This window comes from Synechococcus sp. O70.1 (assembly GCF_047462215.1).
Classification (GTDB): domain Bacteria; phylum Cyanobacteriota; class Cyanobacteriia; order Thermostichales; family Thermostichaceae; genus Thermostichus.
Map to the genome: position 1 here is coordinate 170839 of NZ_JANSIT010000001.1, position 23026 is coordinate 193864.

At 60.5% G+C, this 23026-nt stretch carries 21 protein-coding genes and 2 tRNA genes; 13 read left to right on the plus strand and 10 right to left on the minus strand.

What is annotated here, in order from left to right; genetic code table 11:
* Positions 1–72 precede the first annotated feature (72 nt).
* Entirely contained in the window at positions 73–1119 is a 1047-nt protein-coding gene (gene purM / locus NW833_RS00810) for a phosphoribosylformylglycinamidine cyclo-ligase (protein WP_414411229.1), read from the minus strand.
* Positions 1120–1265: 146 nt separating this feature from the next.
* Here purM and NW833_RS00815 point away from each other — a divergent pair, with 146 nt between their 5' ends.
* Entirely contained in the window at positions 1266–2339 is a 1074-nt protein-coding gene (locus NW833_RS00815) for a septal ring lytic transglycosylase RlpA family protein (RefSeq protein ID WP_414411230.1), read from the plus strand.
* On the opposite strand, the gene NW833_RS00820 is transcribed toward NW833_RS00815, so the two are convergent.
* The gene (locus tag NW833_RS00820; protein ID WP_414393698.1) at positions 2340–3338 is read right to left on the minus strand and encodes a ribose-phosphate pyrophosphokinase; all 999 of its coding nucleotides are present in this window, start codon (positions 3336–3338) and stop codon (positions 2340–2342) included.
* A gap of 129 nt (positions 3339–3467) precedes the next feature.
* Here NW833_RS00820 and NW833_RS00825 point away from each other — a divergent pair, with 129 nt between their 5' ends.
* The 3 genes from NW833_RS00825 to NW833_RS00835 all read left to right on the plus strand — a co-directional run bounded on the left by NW833_RS00825 (position 3468) and on the right by NW833_RS00835 (position 7252).
* The gene (locus tag NW833_RS00825; protein ID WP_414393700.1) at positions 3468–4373 is read left to right on the plus strand and encodes an SDR family NAD(P)-dependent oxidoreductase; all 906 of its coding nucleotides are present in this window, start codon (positions 3468–3470) and stop codon (positions 4371–4373) included.
* 80 nt (positions 4374–4453) lie between these two features.
* On the plus strand, positions 4454–6340 hold the full coding sequence (gene ftsH / locus NW833_RS00830) for an ATP-dependent zinc metalloprotease FtsH (RefSeq protein WP_414411231.1): 1887 nt from the start codon (positions 4454–4456) through the stop codon (positions 6338–6340).
* Between the two features lie 90 nt (positions 6341–6430).
* Positions 6431–7252, plus strand: coding sequence for a class I SAM-dependent methyltransferase (locus NW833_RS00835; RefSeq protein WP_414410495.1), 822 nt, complete (start codon positions 6431–6433; stop codon positions 7250–7252).
* On the opposite strand, the gene NW833_RS00840 is transcribed toward NW833_RS00835, so the two are convergent.
* Entirely contained in the window at positions 7249–7878 is a 630-nt protein-coding gene (locus NW833_RS00840) for a hypothetical protein (protein WP_414411232.1), read from the minus strand. The genes NW833_RS00835 and NW833_RS00840 overlap by 4 nt on opposite strands.
* An 83-nt stretch (positions 7879–7961) precedes the next feature.
* Positions 7962–9365, minus strand: a complete 1404-nt coding sequence (gene dnaA, locus NW833_RS00845; protein WP_414411251.1) for a chromosomal replication initiator protein DnaA — start codon at positions 9363–9365, stop codon at positions 7962–7964.
* Positions 9366–9582: 217 nt separating this feature from the next.
* On the opposite strand from dnaA, the gene rpmH reads away from it, so the two are divergent.
* Both rpmH and rnpA read left to right on the plus strand, forming a co-directional pair.
* Positions 9583–9723: a 50S ribosomal protein L34 gene (rpmH, locus tag NW833_RS00850; protein ID WP_414393711.1), complete on the plus strand. Its 141-nt coding sequence runs from the start codon at positions 9583–9585 to the stop codon at positions 9721–9723.
* A 68-nt stretch (positions 9724–9791) separates the two neighbouring features.
* Positions 9792–10163, plus strand: a complete 372-nt coding sequence (gene rnpA / locus NW833_RS00855; protein WP_414393714.1) for a ribonuclease P protein component — start codon at positions 9792–9794, stop codon at positions 10161–10163.
* Positions 10164–10331: 168 nt separating this feature from the next.
* Here rnpA and NW833_RS00860 read toward each other — a convergent pair whose 3' ends face one another.
* Complete coding sequence (locus tag NW833_RS00860) at positions 10332–10472, minus strand: hypothetical protein (RefSeq protein WP_414393716.1); 141 nt, start codon at positions 10470–10472, stop codon at positions 10332–10334.
* A 302-nt stretch (positions 10473–10774) separates the two neighbouring features.
* Between NW833_RS00860 and NW833_RS00865 the strand changes: the two genes are divergently transcribed.
* The 4 genes from NW833_RS00865 to miaB all read left to right on the plus strand — a co-directional run bounded on the left by NW833_RS00865 (position 10775) and on the right by miaB (position 16029).
* Positions 10775–11362: a Uma2 family endonuclease gene (locus NW833_RS00865; RefSeq protein ID WP_414411233.1), complete on the plus strand. Its 588-nt coding sequence runs from the start codon at positions 10775–10777 to the stop codon at positions 11360–11362.
* Between the two features lie 136 nt (positions 11363–11498).
* The gene (locus NW833_RS00870; protein ID WP_414411234.1) at positions 11499–13016 is read left to right on the plus strand and encodes a S41 family peptidase; all 1518 of its coding nucleotides are present in this window, start codon (positions 11499–11501) and stop codon (positions 13014–13016) included.
* A 138-nt stretch (positions 13017–13154) separates the two neighbouring features.
* The gene (locus NW833_RS00875; RefSeq protein WP_414393723.1) at positions 13155–14504 is read left to right on the plus strand and encodes an adenylosuccinate synthase; all 1350 of its coding nucleotides are present in this window, start codon (positions 13155–13157) and stop codon (positions 14502–14504) included.
* A 163-nt stretch (positions 14505–14667) separates the two neighbouring features.
* A complete protein-coding gene (miaB, locus tag NW833_RS00880) occupies positions 14668–16029 on the plus strand; it encodes a tRNA (N6-isopentenyl adenosine(37)-C2)-methylthiotransferase MiaB (protein WP_414393726.1) in 1362 nt (453 codons plus the stop codon).
* Here miaB and NW833_RS00885 read toward each other — a convergent pair.
* Positions 16029–16100, minus strand: a tRNA-Thr gene (locus tag NW833_RS00885). The two genes, miaB and NW833_RS00885, sit on opposite strands and share 1 nt — an antisense overlap.
* 4 nt (positions 16101–16104) lie before the next feature.
* Positions 16105–16190 (minus strand) — tRNA-Tyr (locus NW833_RS00890).
* A 144-nt stretch (positions 16191–16334) separates the two neighbouring features.
* On the opposite strand from NW833_RS00890, the gene lysA reads away from it, so the two are divergent.
* The 3 genes from lysA to NW833_RS00905 all read left to right on the plus strand — a co-directional run bounded on the left by lysA (position 16335) and on the right by NW833_RS00905 (position 19563).
* Positions 16335–17705, plus strand: coding sequence for a diaminopimelate decarboxylase (gene lysA / locus NW833_RS00895; RefSeq protein ID WP_414411235.1), 1371 nt, complete (start codon positions 16335–16337; stop codon positions 17703–17705).
* Between the two features lie 182 nt (positions 17706–17887).
* Complete coding sequence (gene cdaA / locus NW833_RS00900; RefSeq protein ID WP_414411236.1) at positions 17888–18811, plus strand: diadenylate cyclase CdaA; 924 nt, start codon at positions 17888–17890, stop codon at positions 18809–18811.
* Between the two features lie 5 nt (positions 18812–18816).
* Positions 18817–19563, plus strand: coding sequence for an isoprenyl transferase (locus tag NW833_RS00905; RefSeq protein ID WP_414411237.1), 747 nt, complete (start codon positions 18817–18819; stop codon positions 19561–19563).
* Positions 19564–19616: 53 nt separating this feature from the next.
* On the opposite strand, the gene NW833_RS00910 is transcribed toward NW833_RS00905, so the two are convergent.
* The 3 genes from NW833_RS00910 to rodA form a co-directional block, all read right to left on the minus strand.
* Complete coding sequence (locus tag NW833_RS00910; protein ID WP_414393738.1) at positions 19617–20210, minus strand: CPP1-like family protein; 594 nt, start codon at positions 20208–20210, stop codon at positions 19617–19619.
* A gap of 24 nt (positions 20211–20234) precedes the next feature.
* Positions 20235–21428 carry a cysteine desulfurase family protein gene (locus NW833_RS00915; RefSeq protein WP_414405323.1) on the minus strand — a complete coding sequence of 398 codons (1194 nt, stop codon included), beginning with the start codon at positions 21426–21428 and terminating at the stop codon, positions 20235–20237.
* Positions 21429–21515: 87 nt separating this feature from the next.
* Positions 21516–22841: a rod shape-determining protein RodA gene (gene rodA / locus NW833_RS00920; protein WP_414411238.1), complete on the minus strand. Its 1326-nt coding sequence runs from the start codon at positions 22839–22841 to the stop codon at positions 21516–21518.
* Between the last annotated feature and the right edge of the window lie 185 nt (positions 22842–23026).

A 23026-nucleotide genomic window follows, 5' to 3' on the forward strand; every position in this document is an offset into this window, starting at 1 on the left:
GCCATCTGCAAACTTAGCATAGCGACGCTCAGCAGGAGCACAGGGGATCCCCATCCCCCTTTTGGTGGGGACTCAAGGCGCTAGGGATCCCCACTCCTCCAGCCCCAAGACCCGGCTCTCCCCAGGGCGGGCCGCTACCACCTCCCCAATGGGGAAGGCTTCGGGGAGCAAGGACCTCACCCGATTCTCCTCCTCAGGAGGGATCACCAGCACGTAGCCCACCCCCAAGTTGAAGGTGTTGAACATCTCCAAGGTTTCCACCTGGCCCTGCTCCTGCAGCCAGAGAAACTCCGGCGGAACTTGCCAACTGTGGGGCTCTATCCGCGCCGCCTGGTCAGGAGCCAAACAACGGGGCAGGTTTTCCGGGATGCCGCCGCCGGTGATGTGGGCCATGCCGTGGAGCTTGACCCCTGCTGCTTGGAGTTTCTGCACTGCTTGGACATAGATGCGGGTGGGGGTGAGAAACACCTCTGCCAACGGTCGATCCCAGCCAGGGGGTTGGTAATCCCAAGGCCAGCGCCGCTCGGCCACAATGTGCCGCACCAGGCTAAAGCCGTTGCTGTGGAGGCCGCTGCTGGGCAAGGCCCACAGCCGATCCCCCAACTGCACCCGCGCGGTGTCTAGGATATCTGCCTTGTCCACGATCCCGACACAAAATCCTGCCAGGTCGTACTTTCCAGGCAGGTAAAATCCCGGCATCTCCGCCGTCTCCCCTCCCAGCAGTTGGCATCCGGCTTCCTGGCAGCCCGCTAAGATGCCATCGATGACTTGCCAGAGGGCTTCCAGCTCCAGCTTGCCAGTGGCAATGTAGTCCAGGAAAAACAGCGGCCTGGCTCCCACCGTCAGCACATCGTTAACACACATGGCCACCAGGTCGATGCCGACGCCGCGGTGCTGCCCCCACTGCTGGGCAATCTCCAGCTTAGTCCCCACTCCATCGGCAGCGGCAACCAGCACCGGGGCAAGGTAGCCCTTTGGCAACTCCAACAAGCCGGCAAAGCCACCAATGCTCCCCAAAAGTCCTGGGGCACCTGCACCAAACTGCTCAACGCGCTCCCGAATCCCTTGGACAAAAGCGCGTCCGCGAGCGATGTCAACCCCTGCTGAGCGGTAGTCCAAGATGCCGAAAGGCCTTGTGATAACTGGGCTTGGGCTTTTGCGCCTGGGCGGGCAAACCCGTCACCTCAAAAATCCATGGTACATTAACTTCCGTTGTTTTAACCCTCGCGTTGGAAGTTGGACGAGTTGAAGAGGAGCGCAGCCTCATGCGAACTCAAAAATGGCTCGGACAGGGACTGGCTCCTGCCCCCAAGCTGGGCTTGGTTAGCTGTCTCTGTGTCACAGCCTTGAGCTGGCCCGTGGGCCTGCTGAGTGAGGCAAGGGCCCAAGCGTCAGCCCGCAGGGGATTCGCCCCCACCCACGCAACAGAGCTACCGCTGGAAAACCCTTCGCTCTCCCCTGCCGCCGATCTGATCTTTGCTCCCCAGTCCAAGGCTTCCCTTCCCGCAAAACTTGGCACCTTGAACCTGCAGGACTTTTCCCCTCAGGCAAGTTTCTCCCCGCTACCTGAAGAGCCTATCCTCAAGATTGGCGAACAGCAGCAGCCTGCTCTTCAACCCATTGCCACCCTCTACTCCTACGCAATGGACGGGCGGCAGGCAGTGACCGTCTATGTGCGGGACTTGCCCATCGTCACCTTTATCGAGCACCCTCGCTTGGAGCCGCCGCTGCTCCGGGCCAGTTCTCTGGTGGCCCAGCTCAACCAAATGGCGCAGGGATCCTTGAAAGACACCACCATCACCCTAGCTTGGACGGAGTTCCAAGCCGGAGATCCCCTCTATGCCGTTCAGGTCAACGACCAGGAACTGTTGCGCATTGACGAGGGCGTGCTGCTGGTGGATAGCCAACGCCCAGTGGATACCGCCCTTTTGGCCGCCAATAGGCTGCGCCGGCTGTTGCTGGATGCCCCTCCTCTCCCCGCTCCCACCTTGCCGCAGCTTGCCACTCTACCTGCCAAGGCCGCTGCTCAGCCGCCGCAAAGGACAGCTCAGCAGGGTCCCCTTTTCACGGTCGAGCGAGTGCAGGAAGGGATCGCCTCCTGGTACGACCTACACCCCACTCGGCAGGAGATGACGGCAGCCCACCCTACTCTGCCCTTCGGGACCGAGGTGCGGGTAACCAACCTGAAAAATGGCCGCCAGGCAGTGGTGCGCATCAACGATCGCGGCCCCTTTATCCCAGGTCGGATCATCGACCTCTCCTTGCGGGCGGCAGAAGCCCTAGGCATGGTCCGCGCAGGACTTGCCCCAGTGCGCCTGGAAGTGCTACGGCGCCGCTAGTTAGTGGAACATGCTGCTGACAGAGCTATCTTCGTGGATACGCCAGATGGCTTCCCCTAGGACACTGGCCACCGAAAGGATGGTGAGGCCGGGGAACTGCTTCTCTGGGGGAACAGGAATGGTGTTGGTGACAATCACCTCTTCAAAGAGGCCACCCCGTAGGCGCTCAATAGCGGGATCGGAAAAGACGGGATGAATGGCACAGGCGTAAACTGCCTTGGCTCCTGCCTTGCGCAGCAACTTTGCCCCTTCAGAGATAGTGCCCGCCGTGTCGATCATGTCATCCACAAGGATGGCAATCTTGCCCCGCACGTCGCCGATGAGGTTCATGACCTCCACATCGTTGTGGGCCTGGCGGCGCTTGTCAATGATAGCTAGCGGAGCTTCCTTGAGTTTTTTGGCAAAAGCCCGAGCCCGGGCTACGCCGCCCACGTCAGGAGACACAACCACAATGTCTTCCTCCAGCAGGCCCTTTTCCTTGAGGTAGGCCTGAAGAACCGGCTGGGCATAGACGTGGTCAAGGGGGATGTCGAAGTAGCCCTGGATCTGGGCCGAGTGCAGATCCATGGCCAGCACCCGGTGGGCTCCCGCCTGAGTAATCATGTTGGCCACCAGCTTGGCGGTGATGGCTTCCCGCCCTGCAGTCTTGCGGTCGGCGCGGGCGTAGCCGTAGTAGGGCAAAACGGCAGTGATCTGGCGGGCAGAGGCGCGGCGGCAGGCGTCAATGATCACCAACAGCTCCATGAGGTGATCGTTGACTGGGCGGCAGGTGGGTTGGATTAAGTAAACATCAGCGCCGCGAATTGACTCCTGGATTTGAATGTACAGCTCGCCATCGGCAAAGCGCTTGCGCAGGATTGGCCCTAGATCCAAGCCCAAATATCGAGCTACCTCCTGGGCCAGGGCTGGATTGGCACTGCCGGAAAATATCTTCAGTCGGTTGCTCTCAGAAACAGGCGGCAGCGGGGAGGGACGAAGAAAGGGGGCAGAGCGAACCACAGATCGGTGTTGAACTCGTCCGTAGTAGCGCCCAAAGGCATGCTTCGCTATCGTAGCATCAGCTTTTCCCCCCTCAGCAACTAGGTTGAAGTCCCTCTAGGATGGAGAAAGTTTGCAGGGAGGAAAGCCATGCCTTCACTTGCCAATCAGGTGGTGCTGATTACGGGGGCCTCTGCCGGCATTGGGAAGGCCGTCGCCCTGGAAGCAGCCAAACGCGGAGCTTGCCTGGTGCTAGCGGCCCGCCGCGCGAAGCTGCTGCAAGAGGTCAAAACCTTGGTGGAGAAGCACGGAGTAGAGGCGCTGGCAGTGCCCACCGACATGGCCGATACCGCCCAGGTGGAGGCGCTGGCCCAAAAGGCCCTAGAGCACTTTGGCCGAGTGGACATCCTGGTCAACAACGCCGGCTACGGCCAAATGGGGCCCGTGGAAGAGGTGGATGTGGCGGCGATGCGGCGCCAGTTTGAGGTCAATGTGTTTGGCCTGCACGCCCTTACCCGCGCCCTCTTGCCCCAAATGCGGGAACGGGGCAGCGGCCGCATCCTTAACCTCAGCTCCGTGGCTGGCCAGATCTCGATGCCCTTCAGCGGCGTCTACAACGCCACCAAGTTTGCCGTGGAGGCCCTCAGCGATGCCTTGCGGGTGGAAGTAGCTCCCTTTGGCATCAAAGTTATTGTGATCGAGCCGGGGCCGGTGGCCACCGAGTTTAGCCGCGTGGCTGAAGAGACCTTTGCTGCCGTTGTCAATCCCAACGGCCCCTACAAGGCCATCTTGGGCAAAGCTGCCGAGCTGGCCCGCTCTTTTAACAGAATGGCCTGGCCAGTGGAAAAGGTGGTAGAGCCGATCCTACGGGCCATGACCGACCCTCATCCTTCCGACCGCTACACTGCTTTTACAGGCGGCAAGTTGGCTCTGGGGCTGATGCGGCTAATGCCGGCCGCTCTAGCTGACGCTATGTGGCGACGTGTCTATGGCCTCCCTATCTCGGCCCCGGTGCCCGCTAGGGCAAAGGAACCTACTGCCGCCGGGATCCCCTAGCCTCTGTGGGGTTGTGCCTGGTAGGAGCAAGAGGTTAAGTTTGTTAAAGGACTTTTAATGATGGGGTGTCCTTCTTCCTTATGAACAAGCTGCTTTCCCCCCAGCGCTGGTTGATGGCTCTTGTGCTGGGCTTTTGTCTCTGGCAGGGCTTTAGCCTAGATCCTGCTCACGCCGCCTTGGCCTCTGCCCTTACCTACGACCGCTTCTTGCGCTATGTCGAGGAGGGGCGCGTTACCGACGTGCGCCTTCTAGACAACAACCTGGTGGCAGAAGTTACGGCTATCGATCCCCAGACGCAGCACTCCACCCGCTATCGGGTCAACCTACTGCCTACGACTGTGCCGCAACTGGTAGACCGCCTTACTAAGAAGGGGATCGAGGTGACGGTGGTGCCTAGCCGCGATGGCAGCGCCTTCTGGGCCATTCTAGGCAACCTGGTGATTCCCCTGATGCTTCTGGGGGGCCTGTTCTTACTCCTGCGCCGGGCGGGCGGGGGGGTGGGTGGCCCTGGGCAGGCCATCAACTTTGGCAAGTCGCGGGCCCGCTTCCAAATGGAAGCCAAAACTGGCGTTACGTTCGACGACGTAGCCGGGATCGATGAGGCCAAAGAGGAGCTGCAGGAGGTGGTCACCTTCCTGAAGAAGCCGGAGCGCTTTACGGCCGTGGGGGCAAAGATCCCCAAAGGCGTGTTGCTGGTGGGGCCCCCAGGGACGGGGAAGACCCTCTTGGCCAAGGCGATTGCCGGCGAGGCAGGAGTGCCCTTTTTCAGCCTTTCCGGCTCCGAGTTTGTGGAGATGTTCGTCGGCGTGGGGGCCTCGCGGGTGCGAGATCTCTTCAGGAAAGCCAAGGAAAACGCCCCCTGCATCGTCTTCATTGACGAGATCGACGCCGTGGGTCGGCAGCGGGGAGCTGGCATTGGTGGCGGCAACGACGAGCGCGAGCAAACCCTTAACCAGTTGCTGACGGAAATGGATGGGTTTGAGGGCAACTCGGGTGTCATCGTTATTGCCGCAACCAACCGTCCGGATGTGCTGGATGCGGCTCTCCTGCGGCCTGGACGCTTCGACCGCCAGATCACGGTGGATCGACCCAGCTTTAAGGGCCGCTACGAGATCTTGCGCGTGCATGCCCGCAACAAGAAGCTGGCGGAAGAGGTCAGCCTCGAGGCCATTGCCCGCCGTACCCCTGGTTTTGCCGGCGCTGATCTGGCCAACCTGCTCAACGAGGCGGCCATCCTGGCGGCCCGTCGTCAGCATAAGGCCATCACCAACCAGGACATCGACGACGCCTTCGACCGCATCACCATCGGCCTGACCAAGCCGCCGCTGTTGGACGGGAAGAGCAAGCGCCTAATTGCTTACCACGAGTGCGGCCACGCCCTGTTGATGACCCTCTTGCCCCATGCGGATCCCTTGAACAAAGTAACCATCATCCCTCGTTCTGGGGGTGCCGGCGGTTTTGCCCAGCAACTGCCCAACGAGGAGCAGATTGACTCCGGCATGTACAGCCGCGCCTGGCTGTTGGATCGGGTGGTGGTCGGTTTTGGCGGTCGGGCAGCGGAGGAGATTGTCTTTGGCTACTCGGAAGTGACGACGGGGGCCAGCAACGACCTGCAGCAAAACACCAACCTGGTGCGGCAAATGGTGACCCGCTTTGGGATGTCCGAGTTGGGGCCGCTGATGTGGGATCCACCCAACAACGAAGTCTTTTTGGGCAGCGGCTGGATGAACCGCGTCGAGTACTCCGAAGATGTGGCGGCTAAGATCGATCGGCAGGTGCGGCAAATCCTGGAAAGCTGCTACCAGAAAGCCAAGCAGATCCTGCTCGAGCACCGCGCCCTGCTGGATCGTCTGGCCGACACCTTAGTGGAGCGGGAAACCCTGGATGGGGACGAGTTTCGGGCCATTGTGGCAGAGTACGTTCCCATTCCCGAGAAGATTGGCTTGCCCAGCCCAAAGACAGCCTAGGGATCCCCTCTGACTGCCGAATGGACTAGCTTAAGGGGGTAGTTGTCGGGGTCGTGGCCTGGCAACTGCCCTTTTGAGTCGGGTTCTCTCATGCGCTCTTTTCCGTCTGCTCTGCCAGCTCATCTTTACCGCTGCCTCAGCTGTGGTCAGGAAGGGCTGAGCCTGCCGCCAGCGCGGGAGCCAGGATTTGCTGTGGATCGGGTTTACTGTCCTCGCTGTGGCCAGGTTTACCCCATCCTCCCTTCCGGGGCAGTGGATTTTCTAGCCACCTCGCCAGCGCTGTCCCTCACTCCAGCCCAAGCCATTGCCCATCTGCCCGGCTTTGCCTGGGGCTACGACCGCCTCTGGCGGCCCTGGGCCCTGTCGCTGTTGTCGGGGGAAAGCTTTGGCAGCGAGCGAGAAGGCCAATTGCTGGCCGAGCTGGTGGGAGAGGCAGATCCGGTCTTGGACCTAGGCACGGCAGGAGGGTACTGGAGCCGACTCCTCCTAGCCAGGGATCCGCAGCGGACGGTGATTGGTCTGGACAATGCGGCGGGGGTGCTGGCAGAGGCAGCCCAACAAGCCCAGCCCCAATGGCAGCACTACAGCCTGGTGCGGGCGCGGGCGGAGCAGCTTCCCCTGGCCTCTGGAGCCTTTGGGGCAGTAATTAGCGGCGCCACCTTAAACGAGGTGCCGTTGGATCCCTGTCTGGAGGAAGTGGCTCGCATCTTGCGTCCCGGAGGCGTCCTGGTGTCCATGCACAGTCAGCAGGTTCAGGGGTGGGGGCAGGTGGTGCAGCGCTGGCTGGAGACGACAGGACTCCGCTTTTTCTCTGCCGATGAGCTGCGCCAGCACCTGGAAGCAGCAGGGCTGCAGTTGGAGCGCTATCTCAGTTTTGGCTGGGTGGCTTTTGTGCAGGCGGTACGCCGCTAAGGGATCCACTCCAGGCCAACTCCAAAGCTGGATTCCCGCGCTAGGGTGGAGTGGCGCAGGCTGTAGCGGGCAGCAAGACGAAAGGAAGGGCTGATAGCGTAGGCAGCTGTAAGCTCCGCCAGGGTGACCTGGACTTCTCCTGGCTCCTGAGGGGTCAGCCAGGTGTAGCTGGCGGTTAAGTCGGCAGCTTGGAGAGCTAGGGACAAGACAACGAAGGCCCCATAGCTCACACCCCTGAGGCGGCGGTTCTCTTGTTCCAATTCCAAGGCGCGGTAGCCCAGTTGGGGGGCTAGATTGAAGCGGGATCCCATAGGGGCAAGAAAGTAGCGCACCTCTAAGCCGTACTGGCGGACTACTGGGTTCTCAGAAGATTGGCGATAGTCGCCGCTGAGGGTGAGGCGATCCCCCAAGCGCAAGTCCTGCAAGGCAATTCGCCACGCAGAAGCCGACTCAAAACCCGCCTGCAAACGGGTGGGCAAAGCGGGAGTATTGCGGATTTCTTCCAGGAGATTGGGCGGGCCTTGCAGCCAGCGGCGCAACACGGGGCTATCGATTTGGCCCTCCAGCCCCAAAGTATCTCCCTGGGCGGTTGAGGTCAAATTGGCCCAGGCTGGCCACCGGGGCATCAGTCCAGCTCCAAGGAGCAACACACCCAAGCAAAGCCCTCTGCCCACTTCCCCCCTCCCTGCCAGCCCCACCTGGCCGAAAACTATTTGTTTCGGCTGTTGGCCATGATCCGCAGCCGCTGCGACAGGTTTTGCAGTTGCCGCTCAAGTTGCAAATCTTCCCGCTGCAACTGACTAATTTTTTCACAGCTATAGAGAACGGTGGTGTGATCTTTTCCACCAAAGTAGTCGCCAATTTTGGGCAAGCTGAGACGGGTATGTTGGCGCATCAAAAACATGGCGATTTGACGTGCATGACTGACGTCCCGCCTGCGGGAAGATCCCAATAGGCTCTCTTGGTCGATGCCAAATTCCTCACAGACTACATCAACAATCATATCGGGAGTAATTTCCTTGGGTTCGCTGGGAGGGTTGAGGATGGGCCGAATCGTCTCTACACTCATCGGCAAGCCAGAAATGGAGACGTAGGCAACGGCCTGGATGAGGGCACCCTCCAGCTCGCGGATGTTGCTGGTGTAGGTGGTGGCAATATATTCGATGACCTCCAGCGGCAAGCTCATCCCCTCATACTCAGCTTTTTTCTTGAGGATGGCCATACGGGTCTCGATGTCGGGCGGCTGAATTTCTGCAATCAAGCCCATTGAAAACCGAGAACAGAGCCGCTCCTGCAGCCGCGGGATTAGATGAGGGGAGCGGTCGGCGGCCAGCACAATCTGCTTGCCCGATTCATGGAGGGTATTAAAGGTGTGAAAAAACTCCTCCTGGGTGTACTCTTTGCCCTCAATAAATTGGATGTCGTCCACCAACAAAATATCCACATCTCGGTACTGCTCCCGAAAAGACTGCATACTGTCTCGCCGGATGGCGTCGATGAGATCGTTGGTAAAGCGCTCGGTGGACACGTAGAAGACCTTAGCCCGGGGATTGGCCTCTAGCTGGTAGTGGCCGATTGCCTGCATCAGGTGAGTTTTGCCTAGCCCTACGCCACCGCAGAGAAACAGAGGGTTGTAGGCCCGCCCCGGCTTGTCAGCCACGGCCAGGGCTGCAGCATGGGCCATGCGGTTGTTGGGGCCGACCACAAACCGCGAGAAGGAATACTTGGGGTTGAGCTCTGGTGCCCGCATAGGTAAGCTGCTGCCCCCCTCCAGCCCCCGAGGAACAGAATCCGGGAAACTGCCAGCGCAGTAGGAGCTTGGCCTCTCAACTGTCGAAGGAGGCTCTTCTGCAGCCAAGGCTTGGGGAGCAACGGAAAACTCTACCTGCAAAGGGATCCCTGCTACCCGCTGCACCACCTCGGTGATGGTAGAGGCATAGTGCTTCTGCAGCCAGCCTCGTGCCCATTCGCTGGGAGTGGAGATGGTGAGGCGGTTGCCCACTAACGACTCAGGCCGTGCTGTTTTGATCCAAGCCTCAAAGGTTGGCCGGCTGAGCTGCACTTGTAGATGGCCCAGAGCCTGATCCCAGAGCTGATCTAGGGAGATATCCACGCCACACACCCAGAGCGACACACCACAAACTCCGAGAGCTAAGCAGTGCCTCCACTCTCGGGATTCCCAATTTAACTGCTTGGCGTGGGGCCTCCAATCTACCCATTTTCCGATAGGTTTGCTAGCATGGCTTCTCAGTGACTATTTTTAGGTGAACTGGATTGCCCCCTCGCCAGCCGCGGTGGGCGGTGTTGAAGTTGCGAGTTAGTTTCTCACCATGCCTCAGCGTACCCTTCGTGGCACCAATCGCAGACGCATTCGTGTTTCTGGGTTTCGAGCCAGAATGCGCACCCCAGGTGGGCGGCGAGTCTTGAAGCGGCGGCGGGCCAAGGGGCGTTATCGCCTGGCTGCTTGCTGAGGCACCCAACTCCCCTGCTAGAGGCACAAGCAAGTGTTAACTTGGGGTGGGATCTGGGAGCCGCCACCATGCTACCTGCTCCTTATCGCTTGCGGGATCGGCGGGCATTTCAGGCACTTTACCAGGCAGGTCAGCGGCGTTCCACGGCGGGCTTGACCCTTCTGTTTCAGCCAATGCCGGCAGGAGGTGAAGGGATCCCTAGCCAGGTGGGGCTGGCGGTTAGCAAAAAGGTAGACAAATCGGCGGTACGGCGAAATCGGCTGCGACGTCGCTTGCGGGAGGCCATACGCCTTCTCTGTCCCCAGCTAAAGCCCGGCTATCAGCTGCTGTTTATCCCCAAGCCCAATTTGCTTACCTACAAGTGGCCGGAGCTGCAAGCAGAGGTGCGCTACCTTCTCCAGAAGGCCGATTTACTCGCTAGCCCAGAGGCGAATTCCTAGGGGCGGGCAGGCTGGGCTACTGCTACTGGCTGTCCTAGAGAGCAGAGTAACCCCTTTCAGGAGATTTTGGAATGCCAGCTCTTCGACCTATGCCCGGTGTAAACCGGCGCAGTCGTTGTTGCCGAAAACTATGCTCTGGCTGAAGTCTCAGCCAGGGATCCCAATCCGCTAACACCCGCCGTATTTGCAGGCAATGTTGTCGGTCAACTGCCCAATGGCACTGAAGTGCAGGTCATGGTCGCCGATACCCTGGTGCGATACCTCTATCGGGGTGCAGAGGGATCCCTTGCCGAAGCAGCGCTGGCCCACTTCAACAAGCTTGCCACCAACTGGTTTTGTGCTCTGAGAATGGTGCTTGACAGGCACACAGAAGAGGTGCGCCTCAGGTATTGCAGCAGGGATCCATCCTCAAGCCCGGACACACTTCGAGCAGGAAATTGCCCAGAGCAAGACTCTCTCCCCTACTCTCAAGACCTGGAAAACGTTGAATCAGAGCCAAACCAGACTGAGACTTTATAAACTAGAGCCAGGGCTCCCAATTGCTTCCTATTGCCCTTCAGCAGGGGGTTATTCTGGAATCCAGTTTTGCATGGGAATGTCCAGTTCATGCCATGACGGCCTTGACGCTCAATCTCAGCCCCTTGATGACTCTGACGCGAGAGGATTTTATCCGGCTATGTGCGGCCAATCCTGAGCTAAAGCTAGAGCGCACTGCCCGAGGAGAGCTGGTGATCATGTCCCCCACTGGCGGTGAAGTTGGCCACTGGAATGCAGAGATCACCACAGAGCTAACCCTCTGGAATCGCCAATCAGGCCGAGGCAAAACCTTTGATTCTTCCACGGGGTTTTCTCTGCCTTCAGGCAGCGACCGCTCTCCTGACCTGGCCTGGATCCCGCTGGAAAAGTGGGAGGCTCTGGATCCCCAGACCCGCCAGGGATTCTTGCCCCTGTGTCCTGACTTTGTGGTGGAGATCCTCTCGCCCACCGATTCTTGGGTTCAAGCCCAGGCCAAGATGCAGGAGTACTTGGACAACGGCTGTCGCTTGGGGTGGCTTTTGGATCCCAAGGCCAAGCGGGTGATGATCTACCGGGCAGGACAGGCGCCGGAGCTAGTGGAAGACCCAGAAACCTTGTCGGGAGAAGACGTGCTCCCCGGCTTCACCCTGCCCATCCGCAAAATTTGGTCTGCCGAGAGCTAAGGGATCCGCAAAAGGGGAAACAACTGGTAGTGTCTTAATGGCTTAAAAAACCAGCATTTGGCCCTGCCGACAGGGGTGGAGCAGATTGCCCAGAGTTTATCCTATTCACAGCATCTGCAAACAAGGGCAGGTCACCATGAAGGGGTTTGCGCGGGCAATTCGGGTATGGGGCACGGTCGTGGCGCTCAGCGGAGCCCTTCCTGGCAAAGTGATGGGACAGCCAGGCTTGCCGCCGGTGCCGGTCGTCCCCTCTGTTGAGGAGCCGAGAGTCGATCCAGTTCCTCCGTCCCCAGAGGTGTCCCCTGCTTCCAGGATACCGGCCGCTTCCCCACCAATGGGCCAGGATCTGCGCTACCTGGTGAAGTTGTTCATCAACGAGTCTTGGCAAGCGGGCAAGCAAGCTGCTGCGGTCAACTACAACGACCTCTACAGCCGCCTGTTGACCCGCACCTACAGGGATCCCCGCCCGCCTATCGAAGTCGAGTACGAGCTGATTCGAGAGATCCTGCGCGAATACGGGGATCCCGCCGATCGCTTCTGGGATCCGCAAAGCTTCAGGGACCTGCTCAGCCGTCCTCGCCCGCCTCTCCAGGCACGTCAGATTGGCCCGCGCCAGGTTTATCTGGCAGTGCCGGAGCTCACCCCTGCCACTGCCCAGCAGATCCGCCAAGCCCTCTACACTCAGGATTACAGCCAGGGCATTGTCCTCGACCTGCGCGGGTCGGTGGGCTATGACCCGCAAGTGATAGCGGATGTGGCGCGCCTATTTTTGCCTCGCTCCGTGCAACCGCTGCTGGTTACCGAAGACCGCTTTGGTCAGTCCACCCGCTGGAACAGCGAAAACCTGCCGCTAGCTGCCGGGATCCCCTTGGTCGTTCTTGTCGACGGCAACACCCGCCAGGGGGCCACCCTCCTGGCAGCTCAGTTGGGAGCTAGCGGCAACACCGTTATTGTGGGACAGACCGCCCAAGGCAGCGAGCGCCAGACCCGCTTCTTTGCCCTTCCTTCTGGTGCAGCGGTGGAGCTGGCCGTGGCCACCTGGAAGACCGGCGATGGACGCTCCTTAGCCCAGGGCTTGGTGCCCCTGCAAAAGGTAGAGGGAGATGAGGACGCTTGGCTAAAGGCCGCTCTAGAGGCCCTGGCCCTACCCCCCCGCCAGCCCAGCCCCCCGCCCCGCCCCACCGTCCTGGTTCAAGAGGGCCGCGTCGGTCGCTTTGTCCTGGGCATGGATACCCGCAACGTCGACACCCACCTTTTGGGCAACGTGGATCTCATCCCCGCCGAGTCACGGGCCAACGTCTTTCAGCCCAACAGCGACCTGAAGATCTTCTACTTGCAGGACTACATCCTCTTTGCCTACCGCCGTCCGGGCGTCCTCAATAGCTTTTTTGCCGACCGCATCTACACCACCCACCCCGAAGCCATGACTGGCGAAGGGATCCGCATCGGCTCCACCTACTCGGAAGTCATTGCCACCTACGGCGGCCCCGGGGAAAATGGCTACAACGAGGTCGTGCCCTATCCCAAAGGGAGCCGGGAATACCTGCGCGACGACCGTTACTACGTCAACTACGACGCCCTCGGCCTGTCTTTTGCCTTTGCGGTGGGCTCTAACCGGGTTACCGCCATTGGCCTGTTCAAGCCGGGGAGTTGAGAGAGCAAAAAGTTAATCGATTGTTAACCTTTTTGTCAAAGGCCCTCAACACCAGCCGGAGCAATGGGGTAAATTAGTGCAGCGGCCCCGGAAGAGGGGTTTTTGTGCTGTTTACATTACCGACTGGGGGAGAAGCCTTTGGCAAACGTTGTAGTTGTTGGTGCCCAGTGGGGCGACGAGGGAAAAGGGAAAATTACCGACCTCCTCAGTGAAAAAGCCCATGTGGTCGTCCGCTACCAAGGCGGCGTCAACGCCGGCCACACCGTGGTGGTGGGGGGCCAGACCTTTAAGTTGCACCTCATTCCCTCTGGCATTCTCTACCCCGATAAGCGCTGCGTCATCGCCAGCGGCACGGTGATCGATCCCGAAGTCTTGCTGGCCGAGATCGACCAGCTGCACCAACTGGGGATCTCCACCCACAACCTCTACATTGCCGAAACGGCCCACGTAACCTTGCCCTACCACCGCCTCATCGACGTGGCCGAAGAAGAGCGGCGCGGCATCTACAAGCTGGGCACCACCGGGCGAGGCATTGGCCCCACCTATGCCGACAAGGCCGAGCGCATGGGCATCCGCGTCGTGGACTTGATGTACCCCGACCAACTGCGGGAGCGCCTCAGTTGGGCCATTCCCTACAAGAATGTTTTGCTGGAGAAGATCTACAACCTGCCCCCCTTAGATCCCGAGCCGATTATCGAGCAATACCTGGCCTATGCCGAGCGGCTGCGCCCCTATGTTACCGACGCTGCCCTGCTTCTTACCCAAGCCATCGAGGAGCGGCAGAACATCCTCTTTGAGGGGGCGCAGGGTACGCTGCTGGACATTGACTATGGCACCTACCCCTACGTCACCTCCTCTCATCCCATTGCTGGCGGCGCCTGCGTGGGGGCTGGAGTTGGCCCCACCAGCATCGACCGGGTGATCGGGGTAGCCAAGGCTTACACCACCCGCGTCGGCGAAGGCCCCTTCCCCACCGAACTGAAAGACGAGATTGGCGCCTATTTGCAATCTGCCGGCGGCGAAGTCGGCACCACTACCGGGCGGCAACGGCGCTGTGGGTGGTTTGATGGCGTCATCGGGCGCTACGCTGTGCGCATCAACGGCCTCGACTGCCTGGCCATCACCAAGCTGGATGTCCTGGATGCTCTAGACGAGATCAAGGTGTGTGTGGCCTACGAGTACCAGGGCCGTGAGATCCACCACTTTCCCAGTGACGCTCGGGTCTTTGCCCAGTGCAAACCCATCTACAAAACCCTGCCCGGCTGGAGGTGCTCCACCAAAGGCTGCCGCTCCGTTGAGGACTTGCCCCCCGAAGCCTACGACTACCTGAAGTTTTTGGCCCAGTTGATGCAGGTGCCGATTGCCATTGTCTCGCTGGGGGCCAGCCGCGACGAGACCATCATTGTCGAGGATCCCATCCACGGCCCCAAGCGCGCCCTGCTCTACCCCAATGGCAGCAAGCAGGTTCACGCCCTCATGCCGGACTGAGGATCGGCGGCTAGTCCCCTGGGGGCACTGCTTGGGCAAAGTCAGTCCCAGCTTGGGCCGCTCCAAGGGGTCGAGGGAACCCTTGAGGTTGCCGCCACTGCTTCACTTAAGGATCCGCTAAGCTCAAAGGTAGAGATTGCTTGCCCTGTCTTCTGGTCTTCCCATGGCTGCTCCCACCTACTCCATCATCACCTTCGGCTGTCAAATGAATCGGGCCGACAGCGAGCGCATGGCCGGGATCCTGGAGTCGCTGGGGTATGTGCGTGCCGAAGACGCGCTACAGGCGGACTTGGTTCTTTTTAATACTTGCACCATCCGCGACAACGCTGAGCAAAAGGTGTATTCCTACCTGGGCATCCAGGCGCAGCGCAAGCGGAAAAACCCCGCCATCAAGCTCATCGTGGCCGGCTGCGTGGCCCAGCAGGAGGGAGAGCGGCTGCTGCGCCGCGTCCCCGAGCTCGATCTAGTCATGGGCCCTCAGTACGTCAACCGCCTTGGGGATCTGCTGGCCCAGGTGGAGGCCGGCAACCAAGTGGTGGCCACTGAGCCCGTCGAGATCCCAGAAGACATCACCAAACCCCGCCGCGACAGCCGGGTAACAGCCTGGATTAACGTTATCTACGGCTGCAACGAGCGCTGCACCTACTGCATTGTGCCGCTGGTGCGGGGACGGGAGCAATCGCGCCAACCCCAGGCCATCCGCGCCGAGATGGAGGACGTAGCCCGAGCTGGCTACCGCGAGGTAACCCTGCTGGGGCAAAACATCGACGCCTACGGGCGGGATCTGGATCCCAAGACCAACTTGGCCAGCTTGCTGCGCTTTGTCCACTCAGTGGAAGGGATCGAGCGGATCCGCTTTGCCACCAGCCACCCGCGCTACTTCACGGAAGAGCTCATTGCCACCTGTGCCGAGCTGCCTAAGGTGTGCGAGCACTTCCACATTCCCTTCCAGGCCGGCAGCGACGAAGTCCTCAGGCGGATGCGGCGCGGCTATACCCAGGAGCGCTACCGCCAGCTCATCCAGCTCATCCGCCAGTACATACCTGAAGCCACCATTAGCGCCGATGCCATCGTTGGCTTCCCCGGCGAAACAGAGGCCCAGTTCCAGGAAACCCTGCAACTGGTGAAGGATATCGGCTTCGATTTCCTCAATACCGCTGCCTACTCCCCCCGCCCTGGCACGCCAGCAGCCGAGTGGCCCGACCAAGTGCCGGAAGAGGAAAAAAGCGATCGCCTGCAACGACTCAACCGCCTGGTAGCCGAGGTGGCTGCCGCCCGCAGCGCTCGCCTGCTGGGCCAGGTGCAGGAGGTGCTGGTGGAGGGCCCCAACCCCAAAAATCCTCGCCAAGCTATGGGACGTACCCGCGGCAACCGCATCGTTTTCTTCGACGGCGATCCTGAACAACTGCTGGGATCCCTGGTGCCAGTGCGCATCACCGCCACGCGGGCCTTTTCCCTCAGCGGCGAGATTGCCAAGCCTGGGGAAGAGAAACCCCAAGCCGCAGAACTTGGGGCTTGCGCCTAAGCCCACGACGAGGATTGAACTCGTGACCTCCCCCTTACCAAGGGGGTGCTCTGCCACTGAGCTACGTGGGCGGCATGGTGGGCCGAGTTGGATTCGAACCAACGTAGGCGTAAGCCAGCGGATTTACAGTCCGCCCCCTTTAACCACTCGGGCATCGACCCATAGACGCTGGTCCTCCATGGTAGCAGAAAAAAGAGACTAATGCCCAGGAGCAATCTCTGCCCAGGGGGGTAGAGGGGATCTCCCCCCGGCCAAACTGGAGAGGAAACTTGGTAGGGTGGAAGACAGTCTTTTAGCTGGCAACTATGGTTTCAACCCTCGGCACGCCCTCTTCCGTGGTTTCTCCCAACCAGTCGCTGCAGCCGTTAACCAGCCGCGTCAACAGCCAGGGCCACCTGGAAATTGGCGGCTGTGACGTGGTGGAGCTCGTGCGCCAGTTTGGCTCCCCCCTCTACATCCTGGACGAATGGACCCTGCGGCAGGCCTGCCATCTCTATCGCGACAGCTGGGCCCGCTGCTACGCCGGCAGCTATCGGGTGTTGTATGCCACCAAAGCCTGGAGCTGCCTGGCCATCTGCGCCTTGGCGCTGCAAGAAGGGCTAGGTCTGGACGTGGCCTCTGGCGGCGAGCTGTACACCGCCCTGCAAGCAGGGGCCAAGGGGGAAGATCTCTACCTGCACGGCAACGCCAAGTCGGCAGAGGAGCTGGCCATGGCCCTTGAGGTAGGCTGCACTCTGGTGGCCGATAGCCTCCACGAGCTGCAGCAGCTGGCCGCTCTGGCCACCCCTGACCGGCCGGCCCGTCTGTTGGTGCGGGTTAACCCTGGCATTGACGTCCACACCCACGAGTACATCCGCACCGGCCAAACCGACAGCAAATTCGGCATTGGCCAATGGCAACTGCCTGAGGTGTTTGATTTTCTGGCAGCCCATCCCCAACTGCACTGCGTCGGGCTCCACGCCCACATTGGGTCTCAGATTTTTGACCTGCAAGGACACCGGGATCTGGCAGGAGTGCTGGCCCGCATTTGGCAGCAAGGGCTAGACAGAGGTCTGCCCCTTCAGGAGCTCAATGTGGGCGGCGGCCTGGGGATCCGCTACGTCGAGTCCGACGATCCCCCATCCATCTCCGAGTGGGTGGAAGCGGTGGCCACGGCAGTGCAGCAGAGTTTCACCGCCGCCGGGATCCCACTGCCCAAGGTGCTCTGCGAGCCTGGGCGCTCTGTGGTTGGGCCAGCGGCGGTAACCGCCTATACCTTGGGGGGCAAGAAGTGGATCCCGCCCAGCGACGACCTTCCCGAAGGCCGCCTCTACGTCACCATCGACGGCGGCATGTCTGACAACCCCCGGCCTATCACCTACGGGGCCCGCTACACCGCCCTCTTGGCCAACCGCCCCGAGGCCGAGGCCACCCAGCGGGTGACAGTGGCCGGCAAACACTGCGAGTCGGGAGATGTGCTCTTGAAAGATGTGCTTTTGCCCAACCCAGCGCCCGGCGAAGTCCTAGTTGTGTTGTCCACCGGGGCCTACAACTACAGCATGGCCTCCAACTACAACCGCTTTCCTCGGCCAGCAGCGGTGCTGGTTAACCAAGGGAAGGCCCAGTTAATCCTGCGGCGGGAAACTTATGCCGATTTAATCCGTCTGGATATCCTACCAGAGCAGTTACGGCGCTAGGGGGCTGCCCCAACTTGCCAAGGGGGATCTAGCCCGCTGGTCTCAACAGGGAAGAGCTGGAGGCCAGGGAGGAGAGCAATGGTAGGCTGGTCAGGGAACCAAAGTCCAGCAAGATTCTCACTGCAGGACAGCGCAGGCAGAAGGTCTGGAGCACGAGGGGAGCGTGAACGGGGTTTTTCGGCATGCGGGCGGCCTTATGGGCTTGGCTACAGCAATTTAACCCTCTCAGCCTCTTGGACGGGGCTCTGGCTGTCCTGCTCTTGGCTTTGGCCCTCTATTCCACCCGCAAGAGCCGGGCTGGTGTCCTACTGCGGGGATTTACGGTACTGTTGGTACTTTACCTGGCCTCAGCCTCGCTGCCGCTGGTGCACCTCATCTTGGATCGCCTGCTCCTGGCTGCGGCCGTGGCCATGGGGGTGCTCTTTCAGCCGGAGCTTCGGCAGCTCTTGGAGCAGTTGGCAAAGACCATTCCCCTGGAGTGGTCAGGTTCGCCAGACGAGGAGGAGGAAGATTCTGAGGAGGGCTTGGTGGAGGAGGTGGTGCAAGCGGTGCGGGAGCTCTCCCAAAGTCGAACGGGGGCTCTGATTGTGATTGAGCCGGATCAGCCCATTGACTCGCGGGTGTTTACGGACAAGGGGGTCTCCCTTCAGGCACGAGTATCGCGGGAACTCTTGCAGACGATTTTTCAGACCTCGACCTTGCTCCACGACGGGGCAGTTCTTATCCATCGGGATCGCATTCGGGCAGCAGGGGTAATCCTGCCAGTCTCAGAGCGGCCTGCTGGGAGGCACCTGGGCACACGACACCGCGCCGCCATGGGGATTACCGAGCAAGCCAATTGCTTGTGTATCGTGGTTTCAGAGGAAACTGGCTCCATTTCTCTAGCAGAGGGTGGACGCATCGAGCGCCCCCTGACCAGTGCCAGGTTACAGGAGCTGCTGCTGGAGCGGCTGCGCCATTCCCGCCAAGCCAAAAAACGAGAGGCTCCTCTGGGGAAACTGGGGATCCACCCTTGGGTTTGTAACGGACTGTTGGGCTGGGGGAGATCCCTGATTGAACTGGCAAAACGCTTTCGCAAACCTAAGAAAACGCTTCCCAAAGGATAACCTCCATGACCCTTTCTCCTGCTCATCTTCTGCAGTTGCCTGCCGATCTCGATCCGCAGTTGTTACCCCGCCACGTGGCCGTGGTGATGGATGGCAACGGGCGGTGGGCGCAAAAGCGAGGGCTTCCTCGCAGCGTCGGCCATCAGCGGGGGGTGGCGGCCTTGAAGGAGCTGGTTCGCTGCTGCCACGACTGGGGGATCCCCCTTCTGACCGTCTACGCCTTCTCCACTGAGAACTGGGGCCGCGCCCGCGAAGAGGTGGATTTTCTCATGACCTTGTTTGAGCAGGTGCTGTGGCAAGAGCTCGAGGAAATGAGGGAGCAAGGGGTGCGCATCCAGTTTGCTGGCCAGCTATCAGCCCTGCCCCCCTCTTTGCAGGAGGCCATTGGGCAGGCAGTGGAGTGTACCCAGCACAACGAGAGCCTTTGCTTGACGGTGGCTCTCAACTACGGAGGAAGGCAAGAGATTCTGGAGGCTTGCCGCTCCATTGCCACCCTGGTTCAGCAGGGACTGCTGCAGCCGGATCAGATCGACGAGGCCCTTTTCTCCCAGTTTCTCTACACCAACGGCCTCTCGGACCCTGACTTGTTAATCCGCACCAGTGGCGAGATGCGCCTCAGTAACTTCTTGCTCTGGCAGATGGCCTACACTGAGCAGTACTTCACCCCCATCCTTTGGCCAGATTTTGACCGCGCTGCTTTTCACCAGGCTCTGCTCAGCTACCAGTCGCGCCAGCGACGATTTGGCAAATGAGAAAACCCCCACTTCTAGAAAAAGGTGAGGGATGAGAGCTCCTTTAGGCGGCACTAGCGCAAAAAGCTGGTTACCAGCCACATCAACCCAAACGTCATCCCCACCAACAGGATGCCAGGAGCATCGCCGCCAGTAAGGGGCAAAGCAAGGGCATAGGCCAACGCCAGCCCCAGGATCAAGGCTGCCAGCGCTAGGAGGAAAGAGCGAAGGAAGCGGCGTTCCTTGCGGTACAGGAAATAGGTAGAGGTCATCAGCCCCAGCGCTAGTTGTAGGGAGGGATACTCTTCAGGGGAGAGGACAACCCAACCCAACAACCCTCCCAAAATCGCTGCCGGCCAAAGGACAGCGGCTACCGAAGGAGTGTCCAGCCAGCGACTCTTCTGGACGGGGCGGGGTAAATTCAACGCTGGCTCGGGAGGAGCAGGACGCTGTTCAGCGTAGCGAATGCGATCCGGGACAGGGATCTTGCCCTCTTTGCGCAGGCGCAGGCGCTGCATCAGAATGGCGTCGTAGGCTTGTTCCACCCGCTCTTGCTGCTCTTCATCGGCAGCCAAGCTGGCCAGAAGCCGTGCCCGCGCCGACTGGATCTCCTCAAAAGAGGCTTCTTCACTGACCCCCAGCACTTGATAGGGACTCATCTCAGCCATGGCGACCAGTCTTGTGACTCTCTATCACCTTAACCTAGCCGCCAATTCAGGAAGGGGTTGGGGAGCTGGCTCGGAAACAGAAAGGAGCACCGCCCGCAGCGATTGGGCCACTTGCTCAACTGCTGCTTGAGTGGTGGCTCTGCCAAGGCTAAGGCGAATAGACCCGAGGGCCTCGGCTTCGGAATAGCCCATGGCTAGGAGAATGCGGCTAGGGATCTGTTGGCCGCTGCTGCAGGCAGAGCCGGCACTGATAGCGATCCCCTGGCGGCTCATCTCCCGCACCAGCACGTTCCCCGAAATCGCGGTAGTGCAGTAACTGAGGTGGTGGGGCAGTCGTTGCTCCAGCTCCGCAGGGCCAGTTAGCCGCAAACTGGGCACGGCAGCTAGTAATTGTGCCAAGTGCCGTTGCAGCTGTCGCAAGCGGGCCGTCTCCTGCTGCAGCTCTTGGGCTGCCAGGGCCGCCGCCACCCCTAGACCGACAATGGCAGGGATCCCTTGGGTGCCGGGCCGCAGCCGCCGTTCTTGCCCGCCCCCTCCTAGCAGCGGCTGCAGCTCTACTCCTGGCCGGACATAGAGCGCTCCCACCCCTTGAGGGCCATAGAGCTTGTGCCCAGAAAGGGAGAGCAGATCCACCGGCAGCTGCGCCAGATCCAAGGGGATCCGCCCCACCGTCTGCACCGCGTCGGTGTGGAACAGGACCCCCGCTTGGCGGCAGATCTGCCCCAGCTCGGCAATGGGCTGCAGGGATCCCACCTCGTTCTGACCATGGACAACGGAGACCAAAACGGTGTTGGGCTGGAGTGCCTGGAGCAACGCTTGGGGATCCACCTGGCCGGCAGCATTTACCGGCAGGCGGGTCACCTGCCAGCCCTGGGCCTGCAAGCGGCGGGCGGCATTCTCCACCGAGGCATGCTCAACGCTGGAGATGATTAGGTGCTGCGGCTGGGAGTAGCGCTGCGCCACCCCAAATAAGGCCAAGTTGTTAGACTCCGTCCCGCCGGAAGTAAACACCAATGCCTCCGGCTCACAGTTGAGCAGCCCAGCCACCTGCTGCCGCGCCCGTTCCATGGCCATGGCAGCCCGTTCTCCCCACCCGTGCAAGCTGGAGGGGTTGCCCCAACTTTCCTGCATCGCCAGCCGCATGGCCTCGATCACCTCCGGACGCGGCGGAGTAGTAGCACTGTGATCGAAGTACAGGGCGGGATCCAGATTGGGCATGGGCAGCTCAGCTTCTAGGATTTGCTGTCCCCATCTTAGTGTTGGCAGCAGCTTACTGGGGCTTTGTCCTCCTTCGCGACGGCTAGGTTACTTTTTCCTGAAAAGGCTAGGGGGTTGGCGGTGCAGAACCACCGATTCCACCAGGCCAATGGCCAGAAAGTTGGCTAGCAAAGCCGAGCGGCCATAGCTTAAAAAAGGCAAGGGCAAACCTGTGATGGGAGCTAGGCCAACAGTCATGCCGATGTTGACCACTGCTTGAAAGAGGATCATCGCTAGCACCCCAATGGCGATCAGAGACCCGAAGTTGTCCTTAGCTCCTTGGGCAATCCAAATTAGCCGTGCACACAGAATCCAAAGCAGGATCAACACCGTCAAGGTGCCGACAAAGCCCATCTCTTCCCCGATGGCGGAGAAAATGAAGTCGGTGTGTTGCTCGGGGATGAAGTCCAGTTGGGTTTGGGTGCCCTGGTGGAGGCCGCGGCCCCAGAGCCCGCCAGCGCCAATGGCAATGCGAGACTGGATGAGGTGGTAGCCAGATCCCCAGGGCTCTTGGGTGGGGTCGAGGAAGATCTCCAGCCGCCGCCGCTGGTAGGGCTTGAGCAGGTTCCAGGCCACCTGGCCTAGCTGCCCCGAGAGCAGGTTAATGACACCAAAGGTCACTGCCCCTGTCCACCGCCAAGGCAGCTTCCAAGCGGCTAGGCTGGCCATGCCCAGACACCAGAGTAACCAAACCCAGATCATCCAACTCAGCTCGGGGCGGGTGTGCAGGCCGTAGAGAATGGCTCCCACCCCTGGCGACACCAGCAAGAGGATCCAACTGCCCTTGGCTCCAGCCCAGTAGAGCATGGCTAGCAAGATAGCCACAAACACCAGGGCCGTACCCAAATTGGGCTGAAGACAGATCAAAATCCAAGGAGGGGCGACGACGGCAACAGCTACCCAAATCTGGCTGAAGTACCTGATTGGCCAGTGATGCAAAATGGCCGCCAGGGTAATAATGACCCCCACCTTGGCAAACTCGGACGGTTGCACCTGAACGCCGGCAATGGAGATCCACCGCTCGGCTCCCCCTGCTGCTGTGCCGAAAAAAAGCACCGCAATCAAGCCCGCCAAGCTTAGGAAGTAGGTCAACCAGTGCCAGCGCAACAACCGCTCATAGGGGATCCGGGCCACCATCCCCAAGAGCACCAGGCCGATGCCAGCCATGATCAACTGCTGCAGCCAGTAATGGCTGACGGGGCGCCCCCAGACCGCGCTGCGGATGGCAATGATGCCGATGCCCGTCAAGGTCAGCACCGTAGCTAGCAAAATGCCGTCAAACTCCTGCCAAGGCGACAAGATTTGCTGTAGGCGCTGTTTCCAGCTTGCCCGGGGGGGCACTTTCGGCTCAGCGCTGTGCAGGAAGCGGGTCATACCTAGGGAGCAACGCCGGCACTAGTTTATCCCAGCCTCTGCCGTTGTCCCCACCAGGCAGCAGCAAGTAATCGGTATCGACCGCCATCCCTGACCCAGGACGCTAGGCCACAACCTCGCCCCCAGTTGCCCGTAGGTTTCGGTATCCAGGCGGGTACTGAAGCCGATAACGGCTTTATTCACAC